This window comes from Pseudomonas triticifolii (assembly GCF_014358015.1).
GTDB classification, from domain to species: domain Bacteria; phylum Pseudomonadota; class Gammaproteobacteria; order Pseudomonadales; family Pseudomonadaceae; genus Aquipseudomonas; species Aquipseudomonas triticifolii.
Genome location: NZ_JACONV010000016.1, coordinates 26099 through 47133, shown reverse-complemented (window position 1 = coordinate 47133; position 21035 = coordinate 26099). Strand labels below are relative to the sequence as shown.

The following is a 21035-nucleotide window of genomic DNA, read 5'->3' as shown; positions in this document are numbered from 1 at the left end:
GCACGATCAGCGTAAGGCATGACCTACTCCCCTTGTAGGCAACTTCCTTTTCAGCACCCCGACACTTTATCCATCCGTCTTCTCCGCCAGAATCGCCGCCCGCATTTCCGGTCGAGAATTACCCATGCCACAACCCGCCAGCGAGCCCTTCTTTCGTCTGGAGATCGCACGCCTGCGTCGACATTTCAGCGTGCTGTCCTTCAGTGCAACCGAAGCCATCAGCGAGCCCTATCTCTTCGACCTGCTGGTCAGCGGCGATGAGATCGACCTTGGCAGCCTGATGTTCAAGCCCGCCTTCCTGAGTCTGAACGGCGGCCCGCAGGGTTTTCACGGACAGATTCAAGGCGCGACACGCGCGCACTACCGGCCAGGGCCTGCGTGCTATCGATTGACCGTCGGCCCGCGGCTGGCCTGCCTGGACCTGCGCTACAACCAGCGGGTATTTCAGCGCATGAGCGCTACGCAGATTATTGCCCGCGTGCTTAGAGAGCACGGCCTCAAGGAGCGCTACCGCTTCGACCTCGCCAAAGAATGCCAACGGCGCGAGACCTGCTTTCAGCACAACGAATCCGATCTGCAACTGGTGCATCGGCTGTGCGCAGAGGAAGGCATCCACTATCACTTCAGGCACACCCGTCGCAGTCACCAACTGGTGTTCAGTGAGGGGCTGCGAAGCCTTCCCCGCGCACCTATTGCACCATGGTCGCCGTCCGGGCAGACATCCGGCGTAACGGGTTTTGCCGTGACGCAGGACGCAGACGACGTCCCCGGCAGTCGCAGCCAGCAACGGGCACGAGGTGAAAGCGACCTGCTCAGTGTGACCGCTGGTTTATTGCTGCCCTTGGCCGGCCATCCCGAACGGGACTGGAACCACTTATGGCTGGTGACGCAGGTCCAGCATCACTTCGACGGCCGCGCGGCCAGCGATCGCCCGACCAAAAGCGCCTACCGGAACCGGTTTCAGGCCATCCCGTGGGAAGTGGGCTTCAATCCCCCCTACACATCCCGACACGTAGCCGGGTTGCAACGCGCCTGGATCGTGGGACCGGCAGGCCAACGAAGCGACCTGGACGCGAGCGGACGCGTGCAGGTGCAGTTCGAGTGGGCGCAGCCGGGTGATCGACAGGCCGCCTGCTGGCTGCCGGTTTTGCCGGACCTGAACCTGCATTGCGTCGGCGGCAAGGAGGTGGTGGTCGCCTTCGACAAGGGCGATCTGGACAGCCCCTGGATCATCGCAACGCTGCATGGCGACTCGCCGACCTCGCCCATTCTGCAAACGCAGGACCCCGATCAGGCCGTCGCCGAACGCTTCAAAATGCGACTCGACTGGCAGGCCGTCATGGGTGACGGCAACAGGCTGTATGTGGACGACGGTTCGCGAATGTGTATCGAACAAGGCTGCCATCTTGTGTTCGAAGTAGGCGACAGCCAGGTGAGGTTCGATGCAGACGGGGTGAGCGTGGTCAGCCCGCGTATCGTTCTGGATACTCAACTGCCCGAGGTCGATCTGGACACATGGGGTGATCCGGATGACGCGGGCTGACGTAGCGGTGCAATACGGCCACGACCTGTGCCGCTGCGCATGACGTTTTCAGCCCTGGTCCAGCCCCGCGTACTTCAATCGAGCGTAACCATGATCCGAACGATATGCCTGACACTGATGACGACAGCCCTGTTGGCATTCCTGTCGGGTTGCTCTGCCTTGAAGCTGCTCAACGCATTGACGCCCACCAGCACGGTCGACAAGGTTTCGGGGCTCGCATACGGCCCCGACCCGCGCAACCGGCTGGACGTTTACACCCCCAAAACGAAAGTCGCTCAGGCGCCCGTCGTGGTGTTTTTCTACGGCGGAAGCTGGAACAGTGGCTCACGCAGCGATTATGACTTTGTCGGAGAATCGCTCGCCGCCAAGGGTATCGTGGTGATCATCGCCGACTACCGACTGTACCCTCAAGTCCGCTACCCAAGCTTTCTGGAAGATTCAGCCAAAGCACTGGCGTGGGTCTATCGGAACGCAGCGGCTTTTGGCGGCGATACGCATCGCCTGTACGTAATGGGCCACAGTTCGGGGGCCTACAACGCCTCAATGCTCGCACTCGACGCGCGCTGGCTGGCGCGGGAAGGCTTGTCGCCCGCCATCCTCAGTGGCTGGATCGGCCTGGCCGGCCCTTACGATTTTCTGCCGATCAAGAATGCCGACGTCAAACCGGTGTTCTTCTTCCCCAATTCACCGCCTGACTCGCAGCCCATCAACCATGTCAGCGCGGGGGCGCCACGCGCCTTGCTGATGGCTTCGGACGATGATTCGCTGGTCAATCCGGTGCGCAACACAGGAGGCCTGGCCACGCGCTTGCGCGATGACGGCGTTCAGGTCCGCGAACGCTATTTCTCGCGCACCAATCACGGCACGCTGATCGGTGCGTTTGCCAGACCCTTGCGCAGCCTGGCTCCGGTGCTTGATGAGGTCGTGCTGTTCGTCAACCCGCCTCGCGCACCCTCTGCTGTGGCCGGCGCGCAGCCCGCGGCTCAGTGAACGAACCAGCCATCCTTGCGCGTCAGACGCCAGGCGATGGTGCCCAGGCTGATGCCGCGCAACAGGGTGAACGCCAGAAAGGTCAGCCATAACGCATGGTTATCGTGGCTGGCGGCCAGATACGCGACTGGCGCGATGGCGGCTGCGCTGATCAGCATGGCGTTGCGCATCTCGCGGGCACGGGTTGCGCCGATGAACAGCCCGTCGAGCAGGTAGCTCCAGACCGCAAGCAGCGGCATCAGCGCCAGATAAGGCAAATAAATCATCGCCGTGTCACGCACGTCCGGGATGTCAGTCTGTAAACGAATGAACCAGTGACCGCCCACCAGAAACAGCAGCGCGAACCCGACGCTGGCAATCAGCGACCAGCCTGCGGCGACCACCAGTGAGCGCCGCAAGGTCGCCCGGTCACGCGCACCGATGGCATGCCCACACAGAGCCTCCACCGCATGCGCCAGCCCGTCCAGCGCGTGGGAGGTCAGCAGCAGGCCGTTGAGCAGCAGCGCATTGGCGGCGACCGTCGCATCACCCAGCCGAGCGCCCTGCACGGTGATCAGAAACATCACCGATTGCAGCGCCAGCGTGCGTAGAAAGATGTCGCGATTGACCGCCAGCAGCGGCCGCCAGTTGCTCCACAGCCTCAATGCCGCCCAGACGATCTGACCCGGCCAGTCACGCAGCGTCTTGTTCGCCAGGACCAGACCGAGCAGCACGCCGGTCCATTCCGCCAGCACCGAGGCCCGTGCAGAGCCCACCACGCCCCAGTCCAGACCGATCACGAACCAAAGATTGAGCGCGATGTTGACCAGGTTGGTGGTCAGCAGAATCGCCAGGGGTGCCCGCGCATTTTGCGTGCCGAGAAACCAGCCCACCAGCGCATAGGTGGCGAGCGCGGCGGGCAGGCCGAACAATCGGGTATGAAAGAAATCCAGCGTCATCTGCTGCAGGTCGGCCGACGGCTGCATCAGGCTCAGCGCCAGCTGGCTGAACGGCACAGCGATCACACCCAGCATCAGCGCCAGCCCTGCTGCCAGTAGCAGGCCTTGCAACAGGATCTGGCGCAGCACCGCGCCATCGGAACGCCCCGCTGCCTGCGCAGCAAAACCGGTGGTGCCCATGCGCAGAAAGCCCATGGCCCAGGCCAGAAACGTATACAAGGTCGCGCCCACCGCCACCGCGCCCAGTTGATGCGCATGCGGCAGATGACCGATCACCGCACTGTCGACCAGCGCAACCAGTGGCACGGAAATGTTCGAAAGAATCATCGGCGCAGCCAGCGCCCAGACACGACGATGAGTGGGGCGATGACGCCAATCGCTGAGCAAACTGGACATGAGGACTCCCGGGAAGGCGGGCATTGTAGCGAGCCCTGCGAGGGTTTGCCGACTGAAGGTCTGCACATTCCCCTGAATCAACGCAGGTTTTGTTTATGGGCGAAAAGCTGCAGTTCAGCGGCTGAACATGTGTCGGCTGCACTGGCCTTTTCGCGGACAAGTCCGCTCCTACAGTATTTAAGTATTTAGTTCACTTCGGGGTCGTAGGAGCGGACTTGTCCGCGAATGCAGTCGCTCTTGCACTGCATCTTCATCGGATGTACCGCCCCTTTCCAGGACAACCGGAACGCCGCCCAGTCCGCGATGACTGATGATAGCGATTTTCTGATAAATCGTGCGGGCTTCATCGCCGGCAAGCCGCCTCCCACAGTCCCGAGTTTGCCGCGAGACAGCGCAGCCCCGAACAGGCAGCGGCACCTCCCGCAAAAAATAGAGTGTCTTCAACGGGCTTGCGTATGAGCAATGAACAAAGAGTGATGGGCTCGATCATCCTCTCAATGAGCCATTACACGTCCGGCTGCGAACAAAGTCTCAATCCGAAGGTCTATTCGCGCGCTTCGTAATAATTGTAACCCTGACTGCTATATAGTCTCCCCCGTTACAGCCCCTTCTCCAATGCCGTCGATGAGTGCCCAAATGTTCAACAAAGGACTGTTTTTGGCTTGCGCGCTTGCGCTGCTGAGCGCCTGTGATTCTTCCACCTCGCAAAAGCCTGCGCCCGCAGCGGCACCGGCCACTCAGACGGCGACCGAGACAAAGCCCAAGCCGGCAGTCGACATTGCAGCGCTGAGCAAGCGCTATGCAGGCCGCGAGCTGACGGTCATCGACGTCTCTGAGATCCAGGTCGATGGTGCCAGCACCCTGTCGGTGAGTTTTTCCGTGCCGCTGGACCCGGAACAGAAATTCGGCGAGAAGCTGCACCTGGTGGACAGCAAGAACGGCAAGGTCGATGGCGCATGGGAGCTGTCCGACAACCTGATGGAGCTGCGTCTGCGCCATCTGGAACCGCAACGCAAACTGGTCCTGACCGTCGATGCCGGATTGCTGGCCGTCAACAAGGCCAAGCTCGCGGCTGAGTTCATCAGCCGTCTGGAAACCCGCGACCTGCAGCCGTCCGTGGGTTTTGCCAGCCGTGGCAGCCTGCTGCCGACCCGTCTGGCCGAGGGCCTGCCGGTGATCGCACTGAACGTCGACAAGGTCGATGTCGAATTCTTTCGCGTCAAACCCGACTCGATGCCCAGCTTCCTCGCCCAATGGGATGGCGCGTCGAGCCTGTCCAGTTACGGTTCCGAAGAGCTGTTGCCCATGGCCGATCTGGTCTACGGCGGGCGCTTCGACCTCAAGCCTGCACGCAACACCCGCGAAACCTTGCTGCTGCCGATTGCCGGAATCAAGGCCCTGCAACAGCCAGGGGTTTATCTGGCAGTGATGCGTGCCTCGGGCACTTACAGTTATTCACAACCTGCGACCCTGTTCACGCTCAGTGACATCGGGCTGTCGGTGCACCGCTACAGCAATCGTCTGGATGTGTTCACTCAGGCGCTGGAAGGTGGCAAGGCCATCGATGGCGTGAACGTCGAGGTCTACGATGACAACGGCAAGGTCGTGGCCCAAGGCAAGACCGAGAGCGACGGCCACCTGCAACTGCCGTTGCCTGCCAAGGCCGCAGTGGTGCTGGCGCACAAGGATGAACAGACCAGCATGCTGCGCCTGAACAGCTCGGCGCTGGACCTGGCCGAGTTCGACATTTCCGGCCCGCAGGCTCACCCGCTGCAATTCTTCATCTTCGGCCCGCGCGACCTGTATCGTCCTGGCGAAACCGTATTGCTCAACGGCCTGCTGCGCGACAGCGACGGCAAGAACGTCAAGCCGCAGCCGATCACCGTCGAAGTGCGCCGCCCTGACGACCAGGTCAGCCGCAAGTTCGTCTGGGAAGCCGACAAGGATGGCTTCTACCAGTATCAACTGCCGCTCGCTGACGAAGCCCCGACCGGACGCTGGCAGTTGGTGTTCGACCTGGGTGACGGCAAGCCGCAACTCTACGAATTCAAGGTCGAGGACTTCCTGCCGGAACGTCTGGCGCTGGAACTCAAGGGCAGCGATGAACCCGTCGCGCCTGCCGATAACCCGCAGTTCGACATCACCGGACGCTACCTCTATGGCGCCCCCGCGTCGGGCAACACCCTGACCGGTCAGGTGTACGTGCGCCCCCTGCGCGAAGCGGTGCCGAAACTGCCGGGCTACCAGTTCGGCTCCATCACCGAGGAAGACCTCAAGCACGACGTCGATCTGGAGCCTGTCACCCTCGACCCCAATGGCCAGACGACCCTGGAGGTTGAAACCAAATGGGCTGAAGCCAAATCCCCGTTGCAACTGATTCTGCAAGCCAGCCTGCAGGAATCCGGCGGCCGTCCGATTACTCGCCGCCTGGTGCAGCCGATCTGGCCTGCCGAGCAGTTGCCCGGCGTACGTGCGTTGTTCGGCAGCAGCACCGGTGGTGATGAATACGACGAGCAAGCCGGCAAAGGCGAAGCGCAGACCGACGGCGACGGTCCGGCCGAGTTCGAAATCGTCATGGCAGACGCCGCAGGCAACAAGCTGGCGGCCGACAACGTCAAAGTGCGCCTGATTCGCGAACGCCGCGACTACTACTGGAACTACTCGGCCGACGATGGCTGGAGCTACCACTTCAACGAGAAATTCCTCAACCTGAACGAAGAAACCGTCAGCCTCAAAAAGGACTCCACGGCCAAAATCAGCTTCCCGGTCGAGTGGGGCCCGTATCGCGTCGAAGTGGAAGACCCATCCACTGGCATGGTCAGCAGCATGCGTTTCTGGGCCGGTTACCGCTGGCAGGACAACACTGACGGCGGCGCGGTCAGACCGGATCAGGTCAAGCTCGCGCTGGACAAGCCCGCTTACAACGACGGCGACACCGCCAAAATCACAGTAACGCCTCCTGCCGCAGGCAAAGGCTATCTGCTGGTCGAATCCAGTGAAGGCCCGCTGTGGTGGAAGGAAATCGACGTGCCGGTCGAAGGCAAATCGTTCGACATTCCACTGGACAAGCAATGGGCGCGTCACGACCTGTACGTGACGGCACTGGTGGTACGTCCCGGCGAGCGCAAGGCTAACGTCACGCCCAAGCGCGCTGTAGGCGTTCTGCACCTGCCGCTGGACCGCTCGCAACGCAAGCTGGCATTGACCGTTACTGCGCCGGAGAAGATGCGTCCCAAACAACCGCTCAAACTCAAGGTTGCCGCGAAAAACGCCGATGGCAGCGTGCCCAAACAGGTACGCGTGCTGGTCTCGGCCGTGGACGTCGGCATCCTCAACATCACCAGTTACGCAACCCCGGATCCGTTCGCCAGCCTGTTTGGTCGCAAGGAATACGGCGCAGACCAACTGGACATCTACGGCCAGTTGATCGAAGCCGGTCAGGGCCGTGTGGCCAGCCTCGCCTTTGGTGGTGACGCCCTGGCCAAGGGCGGCAAACGTCCTGACACCAGCGTCACGATCGTGGCCCTGCAAAGTGCGCCGGTGACCCTGAACGACGCCGGTGAAGGCGAAGTCAGCGTAGACATTCCGGACTTCAACGGCGAACTGCGCATCATGGCGCAGGCCTGGACCGAAGACCGCTACGGCATGGCCGAAGCGAAAACCGTGGTCGCAGCGCCCATCATTGCCGAGCTGTCGACGCCGCGTTTCCTGGCGGGTGGTGACCAGACCAACGTGGCACTGGACGTCTCCAACCTGTCGGGCACGGCTCAGAAGCTGGACGTCAAGGTCAGCGCCGAAGGCCAGTTGAGCATTCCCGGCGGCGATCAGCTCAAGTCGCTGCAACTCAAGCAAGGCCAGCGCGTCACCCTGAAAATACCGGTGTTGGCGCAAGGCGGCCTGGGTCAGGGCAAGATCAAAGTGCAGGTCGAAGGCCTGAACCTGCCGGGCGAAAACCTGCCTGCATTCTCCCGTGAATGGACCGTCGGTGTGCGTCCGGCCTACCCGGCTCTGCTCAAGCATTACCGGGCAACCCTGAACGATCAGCCGTGGAGCCTGCCGGAGGGCGCGCTGGAAGCCTTTGAACCGGCGGGCCGCGAAGCCATGCTGTCGCTGTCGAGCCGTCCGCCGCTGAACCTGGGCGAACAGATTCGTGCGCTCAAAGCCTATCCTTATGGCTGCCTGGAGCAGACCGCGAGCGGCCTGTACCCGTCGCTGTACGCTGACGCCGCAACGCTCAAGCGTCTGGGCCTGAAGGGCGAGCCGGATGCCGAACGCAAGCGCAAGGTCGAGATCGGTATCGAACGCCTGCTGGGCATGCAGCGTTACAACGGCAGTTTCGGTCTGTGGGGCTCGGACAGTGAAGAGGAATACTGGCTGACCGCCTATGTCACCGACTTCCTGTTGCGTGCGCGTGATCAGGGCTTTGCCGTACCGCCAGACTCGCTGAAGAAAGCCAACGAACGCCTGCTGCGCTACTTGCAGGACGCCGGCCAGATTCAGGTCAACTACAGCCAGAACGCCGAGCACACCCGCTTCGCGGTTCAGGCCTATGCCGGTCTGGTACTGTCGCGCAGTCAGCAGGCGCCGCTGGCCGCCCTGCGCAGCCTGTTCGATCGCCGCAGCGATGCCCGTTCCGGCCTGCCGCTGGTGCAACTGGCCGTCGCGCTGGAGAAGATGGGCGACAAGCCGCGTGCCGATCTGGCGCTGACGGCGGGTCTGGCCATCAGTCGCAAGAACGAATGGCTGGCCGACTACGGCAGCTCGCTGCGTGATCAGGCGCTGATTCTGGCACTGCTGGAAGAGAACGACCTGGCCAAGGACAAGCGCGATGAACGCCTGTTTACGCTGGCCGATGAAGTCGCCGCCAACGGTTATCTGTCGACTCAGGAAAGCAACTCGCTGTTCCTCGCCGGTCGCAACCTGCTGAACAAGCCAGACAAGGACTGGACAGCGAAGCTCACCAGCGGTACTGAAGGGCGTGATCTGAGCAATAAACAGCCAGCCCTGAAACTCGACGGCCCACTGCTCACGTCGCCGCTGTCAGTCCACAACGAAAGCAGCGATCCGCTTTATCAGCAACTGACTGTTTCGGGTTATCCAACGCAGGCACCGGTTGCCGGTGGCGAGAACCTCGGCATCCGTCGTGAGTACCTGAGCCTCAGCGGCGCGCCGCTGAATGTCGGCGCACTGAAAACCGGGCAACTGGTTCTGGTGCACCTGGAAGTCAGTGCCCGTCAGCGGGTCCCGGACGCACTGGTCGTGGACTTGCTGCCAGCCGGTCTTGAGCTGGAAAACCAGAACCTGGCGCAAAGTTCGGCCAGTCTGGCTGACGCCAGTGAAGAGGTTAAGACCCTTCGCGAGTCGATGGAAAACGCGGGCATCAAGCACCAGGAATACCGTGGCGATCGTTACGTCGCAGCGCTGGATATCAACAGTGGCACCAGCGTGCACTTGCTGTATCTGGCGCGCGCGGTGACGCCTGGCACGTATCGTGTTCCGCCGCCGCAGGTGGAGTCGATGTATCGTCCGAACTGGCAGGCTCTGGGTGATGCGCCTGCGCAGATGGTCGTGAAGGGCAAGTGATCCGCAGTACGTGCCCGCTTGTTCAGGGGCACGTCAGCCGATGGAAGGTGGGTTGAATCAGTGAATGATCCAGCTCAACAGCCACAGGCCCAGTGCCAGCCAGATGATCCCCAGGATGATCGACGCACGCATGAAAGCCCGGACGGCGGAGTACAGCAGCATCAGCCCGATGATCAGCGCCACGATGCTGATCAGCGAGGTGTCCATGCCCAACGTACGGGACAGCCCGTCGACAAAGTTGCCGCCCGCGTGGGTGAACCCGTTGAACAACCATGCCAGACCGTCGACGAAAAAGCGGATGACCGCGCCGATTGCCTGCCCGAGCCATTCAAAAAAGCCTTCTACCTGCATATGTCCATCCTGATTGGGGCCATGAATAAATTGATCTGTGCACTTTGGCTGTCGCCAGCCGTGTCAGGTTCCGTGGATCATAAAGGCTCTTTGCATTGAAACCTGAATTTCTTCTGCGCCTCATGCGCAAGCGTCGCCTGAGCAGCACGCCCGCACCGGGCTCGCGGCCCCGTTCGCGTCTTTATAAAGCCGCGCGCTGGACCCTGTGCACGCTGTTGTTGCTGGTTGTCCTGCTCTGGCTGGCCGATCGCATCTGGCCCCTGCCGCTGCCCAGGGACGATCTGGCCCGCGTAGTGCTGGCCGAGGACGGCACGCCGTTGTGGCGCTTCGCCGACGCCAATGGGGTGTGGCGCTATCCGGTCAACAACGATCAGGTGTCGCCGTATTACCTCGAAGCTCTGCTGACCTATGAGGATCGCTGGTTCTACAGCCATCCCGGCGTGAACCCGCTGGCGCTGGTACGCGCCACCTGGCAGAACGTCAGCGGCGCACGGGTGGTGTCGGGCGGCAGCACGTTGTCGATGCAGGTCGCACGTTTGCTCGATCCGCACTCGCGCACGCTGTTCGGCAAGCTGCGCCAGCTGTGGCGCACCGCGCAGCTGGAATGGCATCTGTCGAAAGACCAGATCCTCGGTATCTACCTCAACCGCGCTCCGTTCGGCGGCACATTGCAAGGTGTGGCGGCTGCCAGCTGGGCGTATCTGGGCAAATCCCCGCATAACCTGACACGCGCTGAAGCGGCGCTGCTGGCAGTATTGCCCCAGGCACCGAGTCGTCTGCGCCCGGATCGTCATCCGCTGCGGGCTCAGGTCGCACGGGACAAGGTGCTCAGGCGTCTGGCCGAATTTCAGGTGTGGCCGCAAGGCAGCGTGAATGAAGCGCTGGAAGAACCGCTGTGGCTGGCACCGCGCCAGGAGCCGAGCCTCGCCCCGCTGCTGGCCCGGCGTCTGAACCGCGCCAATAGCCCGCCGCTGATCCGCACCACACTGGATGCCAGCCTGCAACGGCGCATGGAAGACCTGTTGCTGGGCTGGCGTGCACGCCTGCCGGAACGCACCTCGGCGGCCATTCTGGTGGTCGAGGCCGAGACCATGGCGGTACGCGCCTACGTCGGTTCGGTGGACATCAACGACGCCAAGCGTTTCGGCCATGTGGACATGGTCACTGCGCTGCGCTCGCCGGGTTCGACGCTCAAGCCATTCCTGTATGGCATGGCGATGGACGCCGGGCTGATCCATTCCGAGTCGCTGATGCAGGACGTGCCGCGCCGGTATGGCGATTACCGGCCGGGCAATTTCTCGACCGGTTTCGGCGGCCCGGTGGCGGCCAGTTCTGCGTTATCGATGTCGCTCAACCTGCCTGCCGTGCAGTTGCTGGAAGTCTATGGGCCGAAACGCTTTGCCGCCGAACTGCGCAACGGCGGCGTGCCGCTGACCCTGCCGCCGCTGGCTGAGCCGAATCTTGCACTGATTCTGGGTGGCGCAGGCAGTCGGCTGGAAGATCTGGTGACCGGCTACAGCGCCTTCGCCCGTGGCGGACGCAGTGCCGACGTGCGCTTGCAGCCGCAGGATCGCTTGCGCGAGCGGCGGATGATGTCGCCGGGCGCAGCGTGGATCATTCGGCGGATTCTCAGTGGCCAGTCGCGCCCGGACATCGACCCGCGCGCCGAACTGGTGCAGCGTCCGCAACTGGCCTGGAAGACCGGCACCAGCTATGGCTTTCGCGACGCCTGGGCGATTGGCGTCGGGCCGCGCTTTCTGGTGGGTGTGTGGATCGGCAGACCCGACGGCACGCCGGTGCCGGGGCAGTTCGGGCTGGCGTCGGCAGCGCCGTTGATGCTGCAGGTGCACGATGTGCTGGTGAATCGCGACAGCCAGCGCGGCATTGTCGCGCCAGTGCAACCCGTGCCGATGAAGGTTGGCGTGGCCGCGATCTGCTGGCCGCTGGGTCAGCCGATGAGCAAGAGCGATCCGAATTGTCGCCGCCAACGCTTTGCCTGGACCCTGGACGGGACCACGCCGCCCACGCTGCAAGCGGCCGACCAACCGTTGGGGCTGGGGTTACAGGAAAGAATCTGGATCAACGCCAAGGGACTGCGCGTCGCCGCCAGTTGCCCGGACGCACAGCCGCAGGACATCGCCCTGTGGCCCGCCCCGCTGGAGCCCTGGCTGCCACGCGCAGAACGCCGCGAAGCGCGTCTGTCTGCGGCCGACCCCGACTGCCCGCCGCACAACCTCAACCTGGCCCCGCCACTGAGCATCGTCGGTGTGCGCGAAGGCGATAACCTGCGCCTGCCCGCCGCCAGCCGTCAGGCCCTGCGTCTCAAGCTATCGGCGCTAGGCGGCAGCGGTCGCCGCTGGTGGTTCATCGATGGCGCGCAGGTCGCAGACACCGACAACCAGCAGGACTTCACGCCGACGCTGAACAAGCTGGGTCGTTATCAACTGAGCGTACTGGATGAAAGCGGTCAGACGGCACGCGTGGAGTTCAGCGTGGTGGATTAAGGCTACACCTACGACAAATCCCACAAGGTATGCATTTATCCAGTCAGGTCTGGTAGCCAGTGAGGCCTGGTTAGAACGGGGAACGCTGCTCAGAGCGCTTTGAGCATGATAAAGAGGTCAGGCACGGGTTCACTGAACCTGGAAGATCTTCGGCTCAGGAAACAGGTTATTGAGGGTTTCCAGCAAGCGGACGTGGTAGATCGGCTTGCGAAACAGGTCCAGCACCTGCAGACGCAGCATGTCGCTGACATCGTCCATGTCGGCATGGCCTGAGGTGACGATCACGGGCAGGTGTTGGCGCGCAGTGTGATCCCTCAAATGACGAATCAACTGGATACCGCTTTCTTCCGGCATGCGCAGGTCAGTGATCACCAACGCGATATCCGGGTGAAGAGTCAGTTGCTGCAAGGCCATCTTGACCGAGGACGCCGTAAAGCAGCAGAACCCCTCGCCTTCGAGCAGCTCTGCCAACTCTTCATTGGCGTCCTCTTCGTCATCGACCAGTAGCAGTTGTTGGCGGGTCGGCTGAAGGGCCATCGTGAACACCTTTATACGTGGGTCATTTCAAGCAGGATATCCAGATTTCCCTGTGCAAAAAAGCGCCTCACGGATAATAGTCGTTTAAGTCAGCGCGGTCTGGATCTGGTTAAAAATCGCCGTAATCCTGGTGCTTATTCCAGGGACAAACGCTACAAGCGCCACCGCAACCATCGCCGCCACCAGTGCGTACTCGATACCTGAAGCGGCCTCCCTGTCCTTGATGAACGAACTGACCCGGGTGTGACACTGAACATAAAGCGCTGTAAGGGACATCTCATTTCTCCTTGCGCCACGGAAAAGGCGCGACATGCGCAACACATGTGAAACCGTCTACCCCTACAGCATTGTCGCCAACTTCCAAACTCACAAATGTAATAAAGCATTAGTCACAAAGTGATAATTCCCACCGATCATCGCGTTGGATAAACCTGTGACATCAACACCCTACAACGTGCGCACGGACGTCTGTGCAGAAAGTTAAATGGCGTTTTGAAGGGTATGAACTACTTTCATAGAACCAAATGGATGTGAAACATCCTGGCCCTTTACGCGCCGTTCACGCATCGGTTCAAGGTTGTCATGCGATGAAAAAGGGAAAGTTGCCATGAGCAGTCGCTTCACCACGATGCTCGCAGTGCTGTTTCTGCTCGGCGCGATCATCGCCGGGTATATGGGGATCATCGTCAGCAGACAGCCAGAAGCACCGTCTCCCGAGGCGGTTGCACCGGCCGCCGCAGAAACCGTTGAAACAGCGCCAGCGCCTGTGCCAAGCCCCGCTCCCGCGACCATGGAAGACGTCATACGTCATAACGTCGTGGTGCTGGCGCGTGACGTACCCGCGTACGCCCCTATCACGGCAGAGGACCTGATCGTCGAGCGCCTCAGAGTCGCACCCGCTGGAAGCTTCGACGCCATCGATTCTGTCGTGGGGCGCACGAGCTGGCGCACGCTGACCGCCGGAACCTGGCTGAACGAAGGCAGCTTCCAAGTCGGTGGCGCACTGGCGCGCATGATCCGTCCGCAGGAGCGCGCGCTGGCGTTGCTGGTGGATGAAGTCACTGGCGCGGCCGGGCAGTTGAGCCCGGGCGACTACGTCGATGTGCTGCTGTACCTGCCCGGCGACGCCGACAATCTTCAGCGCTCCAGTCAGGTAGCGGTGCCTGCACTGCGGGTGTTGAGCGTGGGTGAATTGCTGGGACCTGACCTTGATGGCAAGCCGGTCAATTCCATCAGCGCCAGCGACCGCCTCCAACAGGAAGAACGCCGCGCCAGCGCTCGCACCGTCGTAGTCGCCGTACCTCAGGCCTTGCTCGGCCGCCTGATGCTGGCATCGCAAACCGGCACACTGCGCCTGGCCGTGCGCAGTGCACGCGAGGGCAATCTGCAGGATTACTGGGCCAATGAAAGCGCCAGCCTGGACGTTGCCGAGCGGCTGGATTCGGCCAATCGCCAGAAAGTCAGCTTCAGCCAGTTGAGCCTGAGCCCTGCCGTTACGCCCACACAGGCAGGACCTCCTCGCGGGCCACGTCCCGTCGAGGTGATACGCGGCAACACGATCACGCAACAAACTCCCTGATTGAGCAAGGATTGCATTTGATGAGCTGTTGTTCCGTGCCCGCTACACCCTACAGGCTGCTGATTCTGCTGATCAGCGCGCTGTCCGCGCACTCGGCGTGGGCAGCGCCCGTCAGTTGTAGCAGTCTGGACAAACTGCCAGCAGCCATGGAGATCAACCAGGGCATTCAGCAGAACATCCAGTCGCCGGTGGCCATCACGCGAATTGCCGTGGGCGACCCGAAAATCGCCGATGTTCATGTCAGTGACAGCGACACCGAAGGCTTTTTACTGACAGGCATCGCACCAGGCGCGACCAGCCTGATGGTGTGGACGGCCTGCTCCAAGGCACCTCGCCAGAGCATGGTATTCGTGCGCGGCCGGGCGACGGCATTGATGGTCGACGCACAGTCCCGGCCCTCCACAGATTCGCAGGTGCCCAGCCAGGTTCAGACCGATATTCGCTTCGTCGAGGTCCGGCGCAGCAAGCTTAAAGAGGCCAGCACCTCGATCTTCGGCAAGAGTTCGAACAATTTTCTGTTCGGGGCGCCAGGCACGGTTCCCGGCGTGAACGTCACGCCGGGCACCGTAAGCGCCACGAGGCCGAGCATCCCGCTGAACGACAACACCTTCAACATCGTCTGGGGTGGTGGCAGCAGCAAGGTTTTGGGGATGATCAACGCGCTGGAAAACAGCGGCTTCGCGTACACCCTGGCACGTCCCAGCCTGGTTGCCTTGAACGGGCAAAGCGCAAGCTTCCTGGCCGGCGGTCAGTTTCCGGTGCCGGTGCCCAACGGCGAAGGCAACGGGATCTCCATCGAGTACAAGGAGTTTGGTGTACGTCTGACGCTGACACCGACCGTGGTCGGCCGCGACCGGATAGTGCTCAAGGTTGCCCCGGAAGTCAGTGAGCTGGATTTTACTGCCGGAATCACCATCGCGGGCACCGCCGTGCCCGCTCTCAACATACGCCGCACGGACACAAGTGTCTCGCTGGCCGACGGCGAAAGCTTCGTGGTCAGCGGGTTGATCAGCTCCAGCAATGTCTCGTCCGTGGACAAGTTTCCCGGCCTTGGTGATATCCCGATTCTGGGCGCGTTCTTTCGCAACTCGCAGATCCAGCGCGATGAGCGCGAACTGCTGATGATCGTCACCCCGCATCTGGTCCAGCCCCTGGCCGCCAACGCCCAACTGCCCGCCCTGCCGGGCGAAGGCTTGCGTCACTATGACCCGAGCTTTTTGAAACTGTATTTCCTGGAGAACGGCGATTTCGACCGCCGCAGCGGGTTGTCTGAATGAGCCAGAGCCTGAGCCAGACGTTTCTGGCAATCACGCGCAACACCACCGACCTGGAATGGCTTCAGGGTGCACTCGGCTCGCTGGGCCAGGTGGTCAGCGCAGGCACCGGCAGCCTGGACGATCTGCTGGCACTGGTGGACGTCACCTTCGCCAGCGTGGTGTTCGTAGGCCTGGACCGGGAACACCTGATGAACCAGAGCGCGCTGATCGAAGGCGCGCTCGAAGCCAAGCCCATGCTGGCGATTGTTGCGCTGGGCGATGGCATGGATAACCAGTTGGTGCTCAACGCCATGCGTGCCGGGGCACGGGACTTCGTCGCCTACGGCTCACGTTCCAGCGAAGTAGCGGGTCTGGTACGGCGCCTGAGCAAGCGCCTGCCCGCCGTCGCACCCAACCCCAACATGAGCGGCCTGTCTGTGCTTTATGGCGCACAAAGCGATGGCGACGGCGCATTGATTGCCACACACCTGGCGATGGTGGTGCACAAGAAAGGCCAGCGCACGTTGCTGCTGGACCTGGGCCTGCCGCGTGGCGACAGCCTGGCGATGCTGGGTCTGGAGTCGTCTTTCAGTTTCGGCGATGCCCTGCGCCACTTGCGCAGGCTTGACGCTACGCTGATCGACAGCGCCTTTACCACCACTCAAAGCGGCCTGCGGATCCTGGCCTATACCGAAGCTGACGATCATCTGGAACAGTCCAGCGCCGCCGAGCTGTACATGTTGCTCAGCGCGCTGCGTCAGCACTTCGAGCACGTCGTCGTGAACCTCGTCGGCCAGCCGGACAGCGAGGCGCTGCGTACCTTGGTCAGCCACTGCGACCAGTTGCTGTGGTACGCGGACCAGAGTGTGCTGGGCTGTCGCCGCAACCTTAAGGTGCTCAACCTGTGGCGCGAAAAAGGCATGCGACTGCAGCACGCAGGCTTGCTGGTGGATCGTTACCTGCGCGCCGTTGCCCCCGATTCGCAGACCCTCGGTAAAACCTTCGGCCTGCCCGTGCGTGCCGTGCTGCCCTACGCGCCGGAGTTGCGCCTTAATGCCAAGAATCAAGGCCTGCCACTCTTCGAGCTGGCTTCGCGAGACTCACTGTGCGCGGGCTTGCGTCGCCTGGGCGAACACATGGCCGACAACTCCCACGCCCACGAAAAAGCCGATCAAGGCTGGCTGACCCGACTCTGGGAGAACAGGTAATGCCGGAAAAACTGTTTGGCGTGTCATCCCGTGCGCAAGCCCATGCCGATGAAGGCCAGGGCCTTAAACTGGTGCTGCACCGCTACATCATCGACGGCATCGAAGAAAGCGGCAAAAACCTGCTCGAGGGCTCGCGGCCGGTGTTGGCGCAATTCGTCATCGACAAGGTAGCCGAGTACGTTTCCCGGCTGCGACTGGCGATTTCGCGTTACGAGATGGAGCGCCTGGCTGAAGAGCTGGTTGACGAACTGACCGGCTACGGCCCGCTGGAAGTGCTACTGCGTGACGACTCAGTGACGGAAATTCTGGTCAACGGGCCCGGCAAGGTCTTCGTCGAACGCGACGGCGTGCTGCATCACACCGACCTGCGCTTCATCGATTCGCACCACGTCGAACGCGTCATGCAGCGCATTCTTGCCCCGCTGGGGCGCAGGCTCGACGAATCTTCGCCGATGGTCGATGCGCGCCTGCCCGATGGCAGCCGGGTGAACGCGATCATTCCACCCATTGCGCTGGATGGTCCTTGCCTGTCGATCCGCAAATTTCGCCGCGAGATGTTCAAAAGCGCCGATCTGGTGGCGATGCAGACCATCGACCAGCCGATTTTCGACTTCTTTGCCGAAGCAGTGGGCAAGCGCTGCAACGTGCTGGTCAGTGGCGGAACGGGCACCGGCAAGACCACCCTGCTCAACGTGCTCAGCCAGTTGATCGATACCCATCAACGACTGGTGACCATCGAAGATGTGGCCGAATTGCAGCTTAATCACCCCCACGTGGTGCGCCTGGAAACCCGTCCCCCCAATGCCGAAGGTCATGGTGAAGTTCGCGCCAGCGACCTGATACGCAACTCGCTGCGAATGCGCCCGGACCGCATCATTCTTGGCGAGATTCGCGGCGTCGAGGTACTGGACGTGCTGACCGCCATGAACACCGGCCACGACGGCTCGATGAGCACCGTGCACGCCAACAACGCTCAGGACGCGCTGCTGCGCCTGGAAACGCTGGTGGGCCTTACTGGACGGCAGATCCCGGAAAAGACCCTGAGGCAAATGATCTGCGCAGCACTGGACGTGATCATCCAGTTGACGCGTCTCCCGGATGGCCGCCGCGCGGTCAGCGAAGTGGTGGAAGTGGTGGGCATCCGCGATGACGTCTATGTCACCAACACGCTGTTCCGCCTGGATCGTCGTACCGGTATCGGGTTTCAGCGCGAAGCGATCCACGCCGCGGGCGAAAAGCTGCGACCCGGTTACTGAGGAGTTCGAGACATGAGCGCGTCATTGTGGCTGGCGTTCATCGCGGTGCTGATGCTGTGCGCCTCGGCCTGGTTGTTCTTTCTGGCGTTGAGCCGGGGCGACAGCGAGCGGATCATGGAGCGCCTGATTGCAGGCCAGGTGCAGCCGATTGTCGAGAAACCCGGCTGGGTCTATCTGGACCGGGCTTTTCTGCGCGCGGGCCTTGGCCAGCCGACCGGGCGATTCCACCTGCTGTTGATGACGTGGGTGGCGATGATCGTGATCGGCTACGCCCTGTTCGACTGGTTTGGCGCTGCCGCAGGACTGGTCGGCGTGCCCTTGATGCTGCGTCTGTTCGTTTCGTGGCGCTACCACAAGCGTGTGCGGCGCATGGTCGAGCAACTGCCGCAATTGCTCGACCATACGGTTCGCAGTCTCAAATCCGGCAGAACCCTGGCTGACGCTGTCCTGCATGGCATCGAGGCCGCCGACCAGCCGCTCAAGGACGGCATGAGCCGTATCGAGCGCAACGTGCAACTGGGCGTCGGTCTGCCGGACGCGGCCCGCGACTTCGCCGAACTGTACGAACGTGACGAGTTTCACCTGTTCGCGCTGGGTTTGCGCGTCAACAACCGCTATGGCGGCAACGCCAGCGAGCTGATGGAAAACCTGATCAGGCTGATTCGCGAGCGGGAACAAGCCAGCCGCCAGTTGCGGGCCATGACTGGCGAAACACGCATGACCTCCGTGGTGCTGGCACTGCTGCCAGTGGGCATGGCCGGTTACTTCATGGCGGTCAACCCGACTTATCTGATCCACATGTGGAACGACGGCGGCGGCCGAATCATGCTGATGGCCGCGTTCATCCTGCAAGCGCTGGGCTGTCTGGCGCTGTGGCGCATGCTGCGGAGCATCTGAAATGGCCATCGCACTCTGCGCAATGATGTTAGTGGCAGCGGCACTTCTGGTGCTGTCCAGTATTGCTCGGCAGCGTCGAAGCGAGCGTCTGGTTGCTCAACGGCTGAAGGGGCAGACCCTACGGGAGAGCCGCATCGGCAGTTGGCTGCGCCTGCTGGGCGACACACGCCTGGGTCAGCGCAGTGTCAGCCTGGACAGCGAAACGCAACTGCTGCTTAACCGGATCGGCTGGCGCCGCGCCAGCAAACGATCGCTGTACGCGGCCAGCCAGATCGGCGTGCCGTTCGGACTGGTGACCCTGGTCGTGCTGGCGCAGATGCTGTTCCTCAAGGAGGTGGCGCAGCCTCTGGTGGCACCGATGTTCGCTCTGGGCATCGGTTACATGCTGCCCAAGAGAGTGCTGGCCGCATATGCCCGTTCTCGCCAGAAACAAGTGGTCGTGGAAATTTCCACCTTTATTCCACTGCTGCGCATCCTGTTCGAATCCGGCATGGCCGTGGAGCAGGCCTTGCGGGTGCTCAGCAATGAAGGCAAGGACCTGCTGCCGGTGCTGTCCGAGGAAATCCGGGTCATCCTGACGCGGGTCGATTCAGGCCTGGAGCTGGGTGAAGAGTTGCGTAAAAGCGCAGCCCTGCTGGCAGTGGACGAGTTCAGCGACACCTGCGTGATCCTCAACCAATTGGTCCATCAGGGCGGCGGAGCGCTGAAATCCCTGCTGACGCTCAAGCAACTGATCGATGACCGGCGTATGACCCGTCTGCAGGAATACATCTCCAAGCTGTCGGCAAAAATGTCGGTTGTCATGATGGTTTTTCTGTTTCCAGCGCTGTTGATCGTGCTGGCAGGTCCCAGTTTTGTCGCCTTAAGCCGTGCACTGGGTGGCTAAGGCTCACGTTACTCAAGGAAGGCACTCAATGAAGACAGTCATGGTACTGATCAGCTTGTTAATGCTGGGTGGATGCGCCCGTGATGGTAGCGCCCTGTGGACCAGCCCCCTTAGTCAGACAGGCCATTGCCCCAAACCGACCTCGGACCAGGAGTTTGCGCTGAATCTGGCCCAAAGTATGGCCGATGAGGGCCGGCTGCACGCCAGTCTCGCCAACCTGGAAAGCCTGCCGGACAACCTGGCCGAAGTACGCCTGCGCAAGGCTCGCGTATTGCGGCTGCTGGGCAGTGACGAAGCACAGCCTCTGTACCGCAGCCTGCTTGGCACCTGTCGCGCCGCTCAAGGCGAGCATGGTCTCGGACAACTGGCAGCCGCTCGCGGCGATAACGCGCAGGCCCAGCAGCACCTGCTTCGGGCCAGCAAGCTTGAACCCACCGACGAAAAAATCCGCAACGACCTGGGTGTCGTCTATCTCAATCAACGGAAGATCGAGCAGGCGCGTTTCCAGTTTCTGACGGCCATGGAGCTCAAACAGTCCGATCCGTTGGCGGCACTGAATCTGGTCACACTGCTGATCTATCAGGACAACTGGACGCAGGCCGCTGCCCTGGCTTCCCAGGCAGGCCTGTCGCCCGAACAGATCACCTACGCCAAGGCGCGAGCGGATGCACTCAAGACCCCGGTCGACACACCTGCACCCGCCAAAGCCCGGGTCTCGGCAATGCTGGATCGGCCAGCCCCTTCACTCAGCGGAGTACAACCATGAAACGCATTCTCCTCTGCGGCGCCGTGCTGCTGGCATTTTCAACGGACACGCTGGCCAGTGATTCGTCCTCGACGACCACTCAGCCCCAGACCCAGACCGAAACCTGGCTGAAACTGCAGGCCAAAGGCACCGCATCCTCCCCCACTCCGCAAACCAGTACGCCCGCCGAGCGCGACCTGAGCCTGCAACGCTGGCTTGAAAGCTACAAGTACAAGATCCCCGAGTTCTTTGATCAGGAGACCGGCGGCAGCTTCGCGTCGCAGCAGTAGGACCTGCCCTACAGGCGACTCTTGAAATCGGTCCTTACAAACGCGATCACAGCACGCAGCGAAGCACTCCGTTATC

Annotated in this window: 16 protein-coding genes; 12 read left to right on the top strand and 4 right to left on the bottom strand. The window is 62.0% G+C overall.

Annotated features, from left to right (window positions below; all coding sequences use genetic code 11):
- Window positions 1–124 precede the first annotated feature (124 nt).
- Together H8S56_RS18380 and H8S56_RS18375 are read left to right on the top strand one after the other, a co-directional pair.
- A complete protein-coding gene (locus tag H8S56_RS18380; RefSeq protein WP_187519427.1) occupies window positions 125–1543 on the top strand; it encodes a type VI secretion system Vgr family protein in 1419 nt (472 codons plus the stop codon).
- A gap of 90 nt (window positions 1544–1633) precedes the next feature.
- Window positions 1634–2533: an alpha/beta hydrolase gene (locus tag H8S56_RS18375; protein WP_187519426.1), complete on the top strand. Its 900-nt coding sequence runs from the start codon at window positions 1634–1636 to the stop codon at window positions 2531–2533.
- On the opposite strand, the gene H8S56_RS18370 is transcribed toward H8S56_RS18375, so the two are convergent.
- Window positions 2527–3867: an MATE family efflux transporter gene (locus tag H8S56_RS18370; RefSeq protein WP_187519425.1), complete on the bottom strand. Its 1341-nt coding sequence runs from the start codon at window positions 3865–3867 to the stop codon at window positions 2527–2529. The genes H8S56_RS18375 and H8S56_RS18370 overlap by 7 nt on opposite strands.
- Before the next feature lie 636 nt (window positions 3868–4503).
- Between H8S56_RS18370 and H8S56_RS18365 the strand changes: the two genes are divergently transcribed.
- Window positions 4504–9450, top strand: coding sequence for an alpha-2-macroglobulin family protein (locus H8S56_RS18365; RefSeq protein ID WP_187519424.1), 4947 nt, complete (start codon window positions 4504–4506; stop codon window positions 9448–9450).
- Window positions 9451–9507: 57 nt separating this feature from the next.
- Here the strand turns inward: H8S56_RS18365 and H8S56_RS18360 are convergent, their stop codons facing one another.
- A complete protein-coding gene (locus tag H8S56_RS18360) occupies window positions 9508–9801 on the bottom strand; it encodes a hypothetical protein (protein WP_002555356.1) in 294 nt (97 codons plus the stop codon).
- Between the two features lie 95 nt (window positions 9802–9896).
- On the opposite strand from H8S56_RS18360, the gene pbpC reads away from it, so the two are divergent.
- A complete protein-coding gene (pbpC, locus tag H8S56_RS18355; RefSeq protein WP_235986814.1) occupies window positions 9897–12305 on the top strand; it encodes a peptidoglycan glycosyltransferase PbpC in 2409 nt (802 codons plus the stop codon).
- A 129-nt stretch (window positions 12306–12434) separates the two neighbouring features.
- On the opposite strand, the gene H8S56_RS18350 is transcribed toward pbpC, so the two are convergent.
- The gene (locus tag H8S56_RS18350; protein WP_024685404.1) at window positions 12435–12842 is read right to left on the bottom strand and encodes a response regulator; all 408 of its coding nucleotides are present in this window, start codon (window positions 12840–12842) and stop codon (window positions 12435–12437) included.
- Window positions 12843–12926: 84 nt separating this feature from the next.
- A complete protein-coding gene (locus H8S56_RS18345) occupies window positions 12927–13118 on the bottom strand; it encodes a Flp family type IVb pilin (protein ID WP_187519423.1) in 192 nt (63 codons plus the stop codon).
- A gap of 331 nt (window positions 13119–13449) precedes the next feature.
- Between H8S56_RS18345 and cpaB the strand changes: the two genes are divergently transcribed.
- From cpaB to H8S56_RS18305, 8 genes are read left to right on the top strand one after another with little or no spacing between them, the layout of a single operon-like run.
- The gene (gene cpaB, locus H8S56_RS18340) at window positions 13450–14421 is read left to right on the top strand and encodes a Flp pilus assembly protein CpaB (RefSeq protein WP_187519422.1); all 972 of its coding nucleotides are present in this window, start codon (window positions 13450–13452) and stop codon (window positions 14419–14421) included.
- 20 nt (window positions 14422–14441) lie between these two features.
- Entirely contained in the window at window positions 14442–15698 is a 1257-nt protein-coding gene (locus H8S56_RS18335; RefSeq protein ID WP_187519421.1) for a type II and III secretion system protein family protein, read from the top strand.
- A complete protein-coding gene (locus H8S56_RS18330; protein WP_187519420.1) occupies window positions 15695–16885 on the top strand; it encodes an AAA family ATPase in 1191 nt (396 codons plus the stop codon). Before H8S56_RS18335 ends, H8S56_RS18330 begins: the two co-directional genes overlap by 4 nt.
- Window positions 16885–18141, top strand: a complete 1257-nt coding sequence (locus tag H8S56_RS18325; RefSeq protein WP_187519419.1) for a CpaF family protein — start codon at window positions 16885–16887, stop codon at window positions 18139–18141. Before H8S56_RS18330 ends, H8S56_RS18325 begins: the two co-directional genes overlap by 1 nt.
- Window positions 18142–18153: 12 nt before the next feature.
- On the top strand, window positions 18154–19038 hold the full coding sequence (locus H8S56_RS18320; RefSeq protein ID WP_187519418.1) for a type II secretion system F family protein: 885 nt from the start codon (window positions 18154–18156) through the stop codon (window positions 19036–19038).
- Window position 19039: 1 nt separating this feature from the next.
- Window positions 19040–19924, top strand: coding sequence for a type II secretion system F family protein (locus H8S56_RS18315; protein WP_187519417.1), 885 nt, complete (start codon window positions 19040–19042; stop codon window positions 19922–19924).
- Between the two features lie 28 nt (window positions 19925–19952).
- Window positions 19953–20690 (top strand): tetratricopeptide repeat protein, encoded by a 738-nt coding sequence (locus H8S56_RS18310; protein ID WP_187519416.1) that lies wholly within the window; start codon window positions 19953–19955, stop codon window positions 20688–20690.
- Window positions 20687–20959, top strand: a complete 273-nt coding sequence (locus H8S56_RS18305) for a DUF3613 domain-containing protein (protein WP_187519415.1) — start codon at window positions 20687–20689, stop codon at window positions 20957–20959. Before H8S56_RS18310 ends, H8S56_RS18305 begins: the two co-directional genes overlap by 4 nt.
- Window positions 20960–21035 lie beyond the last annotated feature (76 nt).